Below are 2,417 nucleotides of genomic sequence, written 5' to 3'. Positions count from 1 at the left end.
TGTTGCTGGGCGTGACCTGAATGCTCTGGGGGTTCTTGAGTAGCGTGTTGGCCAGGTCGCGGATCTCATCGCTGAAGGTGGCCGAGAACAGCAGGCTTTGCTTTTCGCGGGGCACCAGGGCCAACACCTTCTTCACGTCGTGGATGAAGCCCATGTCGAGCATGCGGTCGGCTTCATCGAGCACCAGCACCTGCACAGTCGACAGGTCCAGGAAGCCCTGCTGCTGCAAGTCCAGCAGGCGGCCGGGGGTGGCCACCAGGATGTCGACGCCGCGCTTGACGCGGTCGATCTGGGGGTTCATGCCCACACCGCCGAACACGACGGTGGAGTTGATGTCGAGGTATTTGCCGTACTCGCGCACGGATTCTTCCACCTGGGCGGCCAGCTCACGGGTGGGGGTCAGCACCAAGGCGCGAATGCCCTTGCCGCCGAATTTGTTCTTGGGTGCAGCGCTTTGCGACAAGCGGTGCAGCATGGGCAGGGTGAACGCGGCGGTCTTGCCGGTGCCAGTCTGCGCGCCGGCCAGCAGGTCGTGACCTGCAAGAACAGCGGGAATGGCCTGTGCCTGAATGGGCGTGGGGGTTTCGTAGCCCGTTTCGTGCACGGCCTTCAGGATGGCAGGAGCCAGGTTCAGTTCGTCAAATGTCATGTCGTTGGATGCGCCCGTCCGGGACGCTGGGTATCGGCCTGTCGTGGCAACCGGTGGGTTGCCGAGCCAGTCTTAGGCTGATGAGGTTCAAGAGTGGGAGCCCGGAATTTGCTTCCTTCGTCCCCAGCAGTGTGCTGATGTGACGGGCAACTGGAGCCCGCTACGGACGGTATTGTCGCATGGCCCGATAATCACGGTTTGTACGCAGAATTTCTTCTGCCCACTTTCGCAGGTTTAAGACAAGCAATGGCCCAATACGTATTCTCCATGAACCGCGTCGGCAAGATCGTGCCGCCCAAGCGTCAGATTCTGAAAGACATCTCCCTGAGCTTCTTCCCCGGTGCCAAAATTGGCGTGCTGGGCACCAATGGGTCGGGCAAGTCCACGTTGCTCAAGATCATGGCTGGTGTCGACAAGGAAATTGAAGGCGAAGCCATTCCCATGGCGGGCCTCAATATTGGCTACCTGCCCCAGGAGCCCCAGCTCGACCCCGAGCAGACCGTCCGTGAGAGCGTGGAAGCCGCCATGGGCCGCGTATTCACCGCCAAGGCCCGCCTGGAAGAGGTGTACACCGCGTACGGTGAGGAAAATGCCGATTTCGACGCCCTGGCCGCCGAGCAGGCCGAACTCGAAGCCATCATCGCCACCGCTGGGACTGATTCCGAACACCAGCTTGAAATCGCTGCCGACGCCCTGCGCTTGCCACCATGGGACGCCAAGGTGGGCCTGCTGTCCGGCGGTGAAAAGCGCCGCGTGGCCCTGTGCCGCCTGCTGCTATCCAAGCCCGACATGCTGCTGCTGGATGAACCCACCAACCACTTGGATGCCGAATCCGTGGACTGGCTGGAGCAATTTCTGCAGCGCTATTCGGGCACCGTGGTGGCCATCACCCACGATCGCTACTTCCTCGACAACGCGGCCGAGTGGATTCTGGAACTGGACCGGGGCTCCGGCATTCCCTACAAGGGCAACTACAGCGACTGGCTGACCCAGAAGCAGGCACGCCTGGAGCAGGAGCAAAAGGGTGAAGAATCGCGTGCCAAAGCCCTGAAGAAGGAATTGGAATGGTCGCGCCAGAACCCCAAGGCTCGCCAGGCAAAAAGCAAGGCCCGCTTGGCCCGTTTTGAAGAACTGTCGGACTTCGAGTACCAAAAACGCAACGAAACCAACGAAATCTTCATCCCTGTGGCCGACCGCCTGGGCCATGAAGTCATCGAGTTCGAAAACGTCACCAAGTCCTTTGGCGACCGCGTGCTCATCGACAACCTGAGCTTCAAGGTGCCCGCAGGCGCCATCGTCGGCATCATCGGCCCCAACGGCGCTGGTAAATCGACGTTGTTTCGCATGATTGCCGGCAAGCAGCAGCCCGACAGTGGCACCGTCAAGATCGGCTCCACCGTCAAGATGGCTTTTGTGGACCAGACCCGTGACGACCTGTCGGACGACAAGACCGTTTGGGAAGACGTCTCCGGCGGCCTCGACATTCTCAACGTGGGCAAGTTCCAGATGGCCAGCCGTGCCTACTGCGGCCGCTTCAACTTCAATGGCGGCGACCAGCAAAAGAAGGTTGGCATGCTGTCAGGCGGTGAGCGCGGACGTTTGCACTTGGCTAAAACCCTGATTGCGGGCGGCAACGTCCTGATGCTTGATGAGCCATCGAACGATCTGGACGTGGAAACCCTGCGCGCGCTGGAAGACGCGTTGCTCGAATTTGCGGGCTCCATCATGGTGATCAGCCATGACCGCTGGTTCCTGGACCGCATCGCTA

The 2,417-nt window shown here is 60.7% G+C and carries 2 protein-coding genes; one reads left to right on the top strand and one right to left on the bottom strand.

Annotation, left to right across the window (positions count from 1 at the left end; genetic code table 11):
- On the bottom strand, window positions 1-649 hold a 649-nt coding region (locus ACK4OE_RS05265), incomplete at its 3' end, for a DEAD/DEAH box helicase (protein WP_409883519.1).
- Between the two features lie 246 nt (window positions 650-895).
- Here ACK4OE_RS05265 and ettA point away from each other — a divergent pair.
- The coding region (gene ettA / locus ACK4OE_RS05260; protein WP_409883518.1) for an energy-dependent translational throttle protein EttA at window positions 896-2,417 on the top strand (1,522 nt) is incomplete at its 3' end.

The organism is Acidovorax sp. (assembly GCF_046314175.1).
In the GTDB taxonomy this organism is placed as follows: domain Bacteria; phylum Pseudomonadota; class Gammaproteobacteria; order Burkholderiales; family Burkholderiaceae_C; genus Acidovorax.
The sequence above is the reverse complement of the archived record's forward strand: the minus strand, read 5'-3'. Positions and strand labels throughout refer to the sequence as shown.